Origin of the sequence: Stenotrophomonas sp. PS02300, assembly GCF_029959395.1 — a bacterium.
Classification (GTDB): Bacteria; Pseudomonadota; Gammaproteobacteria; order Xanthomonadales; family Xanthomonadaceae; genus Stenotrophomonas; species Stenotrophomonas maltophilia_AD.
The window spans coordinates 1-6,811 of sequence record NZ_JASCOP010000172.1 but is presented as its reverse complement, the minus strand read 5'-3'; the positions used below and the strand labels follow the sequence as shown (position 1 = coordinate 6,811).

Genomic DNA, 6,811 nt, shown 5'->3' with positions numbered 1-6,811 from the left:
TGTGTTGTTGGGGCCCCCGGTGGGGGGCAAATTTGGCCCCCCGACAACGGGGGGGGCGCTACCGCCTGAGCGCGGCCTGCGGCCGAGATCAGGCTTCCGGCACGAAACCTGCCGGTTTCTCGGCGCCACCGCTGAACAGGTACTTGACCAGCTCTTCCTCCAGGAACGCGCGATGCTTCGGATCGCGCGGCGACAGCCGGTTTTCGTTGATCAGCATCGTTTGATGCGCCAGCCACGCGGCCCAGGCGGTCTTGCCGATGCCGTTGAAGATGCGCTGGCCCAGCTCGCCGGGATACGGCACGAAATCCAGGCCGTCGGTGTCGCGTTGTTCGTACTGGCAGAAAACGGTGCGGGGCATGGGCTACTCGATGTTCTTCAAGGTCGTTGCAGCACGTAGTTTACGGCGTGCGGCGGGAGCGGGCGGAACACTGCCGTTTTCCAGCAGCTTGCGGATCGGTGCAGGCAGGCCAAGGCTGGGCAGCTCCTGCGCCGGTACCCAGCGCAGGCCAGGGTCGTCACTGCGCAACCCGTCCACCCGCCGCGCCAGGATCTGCAGGTGCAGGCGATAGTGGCTGAAGGTGTGCTGCAGCACCGGCAGTTCCTCGGCATCTTCCAGCGAACCGCGCACATGCGCATCGAACCAGTCCTGCAGCGCGGCGCCGCTGTCGGCCTGCGGCAGCGTCCACAGCTGCGCCCAGATGCCGGTGTCGGGGCGCTTCTGCAGCAGCACCCGGCCCTGTGCATCGCGCAGCAGCAGCGCCACCGCCTCGCGTTCGGGCAGGACCTTGCTGGGCTTCGGGGTGGGTAGCAGCTCGCTGCGGCCTTCGCGGCGCGCCACGCAGTCGTCCTGCAGCGGGCAGATCACGCAGGCTGGCCGGCTGCGGGTGCAGACCGTGGCGCCCAGGTCCATCTGCGCCTGCGTGTAATCGGCCAGGCGGCCGCCGGGGACATGCGCCACGTGCAGCTGCGCCAGCGCCCACAACACCTTCTCCACCGCCGGCAGGCCGGGGAATCCCTCGATGCCGTGGTAGCGGGTGAGCACGCGCTTGACGTTGCCATCGAGGATGGCGAAGCGGTCGTTCCAGGCCTGGCTGAGGATCGCGCCGGCGGTGCTGCGACCGATCCCGGGCAGGGCGTGCAGTGCATCGACGTCGCGCGGCAGCTCGCCGCCGTGCAGCGCGACACAGCGCTGCGCCGCGGCATGCAGGTTGCGCGCGCGGGCGTAGTAGCCCAGCCCGGCCCACTGCGCCATCACCGCGTCGTTGCTGGCGGCGGCGAGGTCGGGCAGGGTGGGGAACACGCCCAGGAACTTCAGGAAGTACGGAATGACCGTAGCGACCTGGGTCTGCTGCAGCATGATTTCCGACAGCCACACCCGGTACGGCGTGCGCGGATGCTGCCAGGGCAGGTCATGCCGGCCATGGCCGTCGAACCACGGCAGCAGCCGCTCGACGAACGCGTCGGCGATGGCGGGCGCCATCAACCGCCCAGCGCTTCCGGCAGCAACGCATCCACGAACGCTTCCGGGTCGAACACGCGCAGGTCTTCCGGGCGCTCGCCGATGCCGGCGAAGCGGATCGGAATGCCGAATTCGCGCGCCAGCGCGAACACCACGCCGCCCTTGGCGGTGCCATCCAGCTTGGTCACCACCAGGCCGGTCACGTTGACCGCGGCATGGAACTGGCGCAGCTGCGAGAGCGCGTTCTGGCCGGTGGTGCCGTCGATGACCATCAGCACCTCGTGCGGCGCGCTTTCATCGATCTTGCCCAGCACACGACGGATCTTGCCCAGCTCGTTCATCAGCCCGCCCTGGGTATGCAGGCGGCCGGCGGTATCGGCGATCAGGACTTCGGTGCCGCGCGCCTTGCCGGCCTGCAGCGCATCGAATGCCACCGAGGCGGCATCGGCGTTCTGGCCCTGGGCGACCACGGCCACGCCGTTGCGCTCGCCCCAGGCCTGCAGCTGCGCCACGGCGGCGGCGCGGAAGGTGTCGCCGGCGGCCAGCATCAGGCTGTGGCCATCGTCCTTGAAGCGCTTGGCCAGCTTGCCGATGGTGGTGGTCTTGCCGACGCCGTTGACGCCGACGGTGAGGATCACGAACGGCTTGGCGCTGCGGTCGATCACCAGCGGGCGGGAGACCGGCTGCAGGATCGCGATCAGGTCGGCACGCAGCGCCTTCAGCAGCGCGTTCGCGTCGGTGAATTCGCGCGCCTTCATGCGCTTGCGCAGGCCTTCCACCAGTGCGGTGGTGGCACCCACGCCGACATCGGCGGTGATCAGGGCGGTTTCCAGCTCATCCAGCAGGTCGTCGTCGAGCTTGGGGTTGCGCGAGAACAGGCCGCCGAAGCTGCGCGCGATGACGCTGTTGCGCAGGCGGTCGCGCCAGCCGGTCTTGCCGGGCGCGGCCGGAGCGGCCTCGTCGGCGGCGGCGGGCGAGGCCAGCGGCTGGGCGGCTTCCTGGACGATTTCGGTAGCGACCACGACCGGGGCGGGGGCGTGGATCGGGGCAGGCGGTGCTTCGACGGGGAGCACCGGGGCCGGAAGGTCGGCGGGCGCAGGTTGCCGGCCAACGGCCGGCGCTACCGGGGGCGTGTCCGGGATGACCGGTTCCGACGGAGCGGCAGCCGGTTCGATGGCCGGGGCAGCCGGTTCATCGACGGGCGCGGCCGACGGGAACGCCGCGGCCAGCTCTTCAGCCGAGTAGTGCTGGGTCTTGGGCGCGTCCTGCGGAGCGTCCTGGGGCTTTTTGCGACGGAAGAAGCTGAGCATTGGATTCGGCGCTGAAATCAGGGGGCTATGTTATCACCCGGGCCTGTGCGGCCCGCGTGGAAACGCGCGACACGGCGCGCACGACCAACGGTATGCCCGCCGTCCTGGCGGGCACCCTCCGGGCCGTCGCTTCGCGACGTTGAGAACGGCTCCTGCCGTTCTCCGCGTGCGCTACCGCCGCCTCGAACCGGGCGGTAGGTACCCACCGTTGGTGGGTACGGCGCCTCAGGCCGACAGTTCGAGCAACAGCTTGTTGAGCCGGCGCACGTAGGCCGCCGGGTCCTTCAGCGTATCGCCGGCCGCCAGCGCGGCCTGGTCGAACAGCACCCGGCTGAGGTCGCCGAAGCGGGCGGCATCGGCTTCCTGGTCCAGCTTGCCGATCAGCGGGTGGGCCGGGTTGAACTCGAACACCGGCTTGCTGTCGGGCACCTTCTGGCCGCTGGCTTCCAGGATCTGGCGCATCTGCAGGCCCAGGTCCTGTTCGCCGATGGCCAGGATGGCCGGCGAATCGGTCAGCCGGTGCGACACGCGCACATCGGCCACGTCATCACCCAGCGCGCCCTTGATCCGCTCGACCAGGCCCTGCTTGTCCTTGGCTGCTTCTTCCTGCGCCTGCTTGTCTTCGGCCGTTTCCAGCGCGCCCAGGTCGAGGTCGCCACGCGCCACATCCACGAAAGACTTGCCGTCGAACTCGGTCAGGTAGCCCATCAGCCACTCGTCGATGCGGTCGGTGAGCAGCAGCACTTCGATGCCCTTCTTGCGGAACACTTCCAGGTGCGGGCTGTCCTTGACCTGGGTGTGGCTGTCGCCGGTCAGGAAGTAGATCTTGTCCTGGCCTTCGATCATGCGGCCGATGTAGTCGGCCAGCGAAACGCTCTGCTCGCCGCTGGCGTCATGGGTGGAGGCGAAGCGCAGCAGGCCGGCGACCTTCTCGCGGTTGTTGAAGTCTTCGGCGGGGCCTTCCTTGAGCACCTGGCCGAACTGCTTCCAGAACCCGGCATACACCTCGGGCTTGTCGGCGGCCAGCTTCTCCAGCATGTCCAGCGAGCGCTTGGTCAGCGCCGACTTCATCGAATCGATGACCGGGCCGGACTGCAGGATTTCGCGCGACACGTTCAGCGACAGGTCGTTGGAATCGACCACGCCCTTGATGAAACGCAGGTACAGCGGCAGGAACTGCTCGGCCTGGTCCATCACGAACACACGCTGCACGTACAGCTTCAGGCCCTTGGGCGCGTCGCGGTGGTACAGGTCGAACGGGGCGTGGCCGGGCACGTACAGCAGCGAGGTGTACTCGAGTTTGCCTTCAACCTTGTTGTGGCTCCACGCCAGCGGGTCCTGGTGGTCGTGCGCGGCGTGCTTGTAGAACTCCTGGTATTCGGCGTCGCTGATCTCGGTGCGCGGGCGGGTCCACAGCGCGCTGGCGCGGTTGACGGTTTCCCATTCAACCTCGGCCGGGGCGTCGTCGCCGCGGTGTTCCTTGACCATCTGGATCGGCAGGCCGATGTGGTCCGAATACTTCTTGATGATGCCGCGCAGGCGCCAGGCATCGGCGAAGTCCTGCTGGTCGTCCTTGAGGTGCAGCACGATGCGGGTGCCGCGCTCGGGCTTGTCGATGCGTTCGACGTCGAATTCGCCTTCGCCACGCGAGGACCAGTGCACGCCCTCGCTGGCCGGCAGGCCGGCGCGGCGGGAGTAGACATCGACCTGGTCGGCCACGATGAACGCGCTGTAGAAGCCGACGCCGAACTGGCCGATCAGCTGCGAATCCTTCTTCTGGTCGCCGGACAGCTGGCGCAGGAAGTCGCCGGTGCCGGACTTGGCGATGGTGCCCAGGTGGGCGATCGCCTCCTCCCGGCTCATGCCGATGCCGTTGTCGTCGATGGTCAGGGTATGCGCCTGCGGGTCGACGCTGACCTGGATGCGCAGTTCACCGTCGTTTTCGAGCAGGCCCGGCTGGGTCAGCGCTTCGAAGCGCAGCTTGTCCGAGGCATCGGCGGCGTTGGAGATGAGCTCGCGAAGGAAGATTTCCTTGTTGGAGTACAGCGAGTGGATCATCAGCTGCAGCAGCTGCTTCACTTCGGTCTGGAAGCCCAGGGTTTCTTTTTGGGTCTGCTCGGTCATCGGGGAGTGCTCCTTGGACGGTGCCGCGCCCGGCGCGGCGGCTGCACAAGGAGTGAGGATGGATTGTCCCGTTTTCAAGGCGTCAGCGTTTCAGTTGCTACGGGCTGGGAGGCCGACGGTGGGTCGCGGGCGGGTGGTGACCGTTACGGTATTCTTCACGCATGAATTCACGCTCTTCCGCATCCCACCCCGTCGGCCAGGTCCGCATCATTGGCGGTAAATGGCGCAATACCAAGCTGCCGGTGCCGCTGGCGCCCGGCCTGCGGCCCAGCAGCGACCGGGTCCGGGAGACCCTGTTCAACTGGCTGATGCCGCGCCTGGGCGGTGCCCGGGTGCTGGATCTGTTCGCCGGCAGCGGTGCGCTGGGGCTCGAGGCGGTGTCGCGCGGGGCAGCCCAGGCAACGCTGGTGGAGCGCGATGCCGCGCTGGCCCGCCAGCTGCGCGAATCGGTAGCCAGGCTGGGCGCGCAGGGCCAGATCGAGGTGGTGCAGGGCGACGCGCTGCACTGGCTGGGCCAGCGCCCGTCGGGGCTGGCCGACATCGCCTTCATCGACCCGCCGTTCGCCGATGGGCTGTGGGAGCCCGTGCTGGCCGGGCTGGGGCCGCACTTGGCCGCCGATGCCTGGCTGTACCTGGAGTCCCCGGCCGGCCAGACCCTGCGCCTGCCGCCGGGCTGGCTGCTGCACCGGGAGGGCGGCACCCGCGAGGTCCGCTTTGCCCTGTACAGGCGCGCCACTGCTACACTTTCACCAGATCAGAACGCGTAGCTTCCGCATGACCGTAGCCAACCGCCGCATCGCCGTATACCCGGGCACCTTCGATCCGATCACCAACGGTCACATCGACCTGGTGAACCGGGCCGCGCCGTTGTTCGAGAAGCTGGTGGTCGGCGTGGCGCAGAGCCCGTCCAAGGGGCCTTCGCTGCCGCTGGAGCTGCGGGTGTCGCTGGCGCGCGATGCGCTGGCCCACCACCGCAACGTGGAAGTGCGCGGTTTCGACACCCTGCTGGCGCATTTCGTGCGCTCCGAGCAGGGCGGGGTGCTGCTGCGCGGGCTGCGCGCGGTGTCCGATTTTGAATACGAATTCCAGATGGCCAGCATGAACCGCCACCTGATTCCGGAGGTCGAGACCTTGTTCCTGACCCCGGCCGAGCAGCACAGCTTCATTTCGTCCTCGCTGGTCCGCGAGATCGCCCGTCTTGGCGGCGACGTGTCCGGCTTCGTGCCGGCCTCGGTGCTCGAGGCGCTGCGCAAGGTCCGCGAAGCGAAGTCTGGCCCCACGTAAACCCCAAGACCCACACATACCAAGCATCACCAAGAGGGAGACTCCATGAACAACACCATGCGTGCCATGTTGATCGCGTCGTTCGCGCTGGCCTTCACCGCCTGCAAGAAGGAAGAAGCCGCACCGGTCGCCGATGCCCAGCAGGCGCTCGTCGCCCCGGCCAAGGATGACGATGCGGGCTGGAAGAAGTACCTGCAGTCCGTCGCCGTGCAGAACATGGGCAACATCACCAACAGCCCGTTCCTGTACTACCTGTCGCCGGAATCGGATCCGGAGTTCCAGGCCAAGTACGACCGCCAGGTCGAGAGCGCCACCGCCGCCGTCGCCCGTGGCGTGCAGCCGGGCAACATGCTGGCCTTCGGTTCGTCCGCCTCGGGCAAGATGGCCGACATGATCCAGGCCGTGTTCAAGGACGTGTCCGCCGACTCGATGAAGGGTGTGCGCGTGGTGTTCATCGGCCAGGCGGCCGACAACGCCCGCGTCCAGTCGATCGTCCAGCCGACCGGCGCCGAGTACATCTTCGTCGAAGCCAAGTAAGCCGTGCCATGGCGGCCGCGCCCTGCGCGCGGCCCGGGGGGGGGGGGGGGGGGGGCGCCGCCCGGGGGCCCCCCCCCCCGCCGCGGGCGGCGGGGGG

7 protein-coding genes are annotated in these 6,811 nt (G+C 68.4%); 3 read left to right on the top strand and 4 right to left on the bottom strand.

Translation table 11 applies throughout. The annotated features are described in order from the left end of the window. Nucleotides 1–88 precede the first annotated feature (88 nt). The 4 genes from QMX79_RS19295 to htpG form a co-directional block, all read right to left on the bottom strand. Nucleotides 89–358: an oxidative damage protection protein gene (locus QMX79_RS19295; protein ID WP_214901428.1), complete on the bottom strand. Its 270-nt coding sequence runs from the start codon at nucleotides 356–358 to the stop codon at nucleotides 89–91. 3 nt (nucleotides 359–361) lie between these two features. Next, nucleotides 362–1,480, bottom strand: a complete 1,119-nt coding sequence (mutY, locus tag QMX79_RS19290) for an A/G-specific adenine glycosylase (protein ID WP_282248209.1) — start codon at nucleotides 1,478–1,480, stop codon at nucleotides 362–364. Beyond that, on the bottom strand, nucleotides 1,480–2,769 hold the full coding sequence (gene ftsY, locus QMX79_RS19285; RefSeq protein ID WP_282248208.1) for a signal recognition particle-docking protein FtsY: 1,290 nt from the start codon (nucleotides 2,767–2,769) through the stop codon (nucleotides 1,480–1,482). Before ftsY ends, mutY begins: the two co-directional genes overlap by 1 nt. A gap of 225 nt (nucleotides 2,770–2,994) precedes the next feature. Beyond that, nucleotides 2,995–4,893 (bottom strand): molecular chaperone HtpG, encoded by a 1,899-nt coding sequence (gene htpG / locus QMX79_RS19280; protein ID WP_282248207.1) that lies wholly within the window; start codon nucleotides 4,891–4,893, stop codon nucleotides 2,995–2,997. Between the two features lie 161 nt (nucleotides 4,894–5,054). Here htpG and rsmD point away from each other — a divergent pair, with 161 nt between their 5' ends. From rsmD to QMX79_RS19265, 3 genes are read left to right on the top strand one after another with little or no spacing between them, the layout of a single operon-like run. After that, nucleotides 5,055–5,660, top strand: a complete 606-nt coding sequence (gene rsmD / locus QMX79_RS19275; protein ID WP_282248206.1) for a 16S rRNA (guanine(966)-N(2))-methyltransferase RsmD — start codon at nucleotides 5,055–5,057, stop codon at nucleotides 5,658–5,660. 7 nt (nucleotides 5,661–5,667) lie between these two features. Beyond that, nucleotides 5,668–6,177 carry a pantetheine-phosphate adenylyltransferase gene (gene coaD / locus QMX79_RS19270; protein ID WP_068851045.1) on the top strand — a complete coding sequence of 170 codons (510 nt, stop codon included), beginning with the start codon at nucleotides 5,668–5,670 and terminating at the stop codon, nucleotides 6,175–6,177. Nucleotides 6,178–6,222: 45 nt separating this feature from the next. Beyond that, nucleotides 6,223–6,714 carry a hypothetical protein gene (locus QMX79_RS19265; RefSeq protein WP_068851048.1) on the top strand — a complete coding sequence of 164 codons (492 nt, stop codon included), beginning with the start codon at nucleotides 6,223–6,225 and terminating at the stop codon, nucleotides 6,712–6,714. Nucleotides 6,715–6,811: the final 97 nt, after the last annotated feature.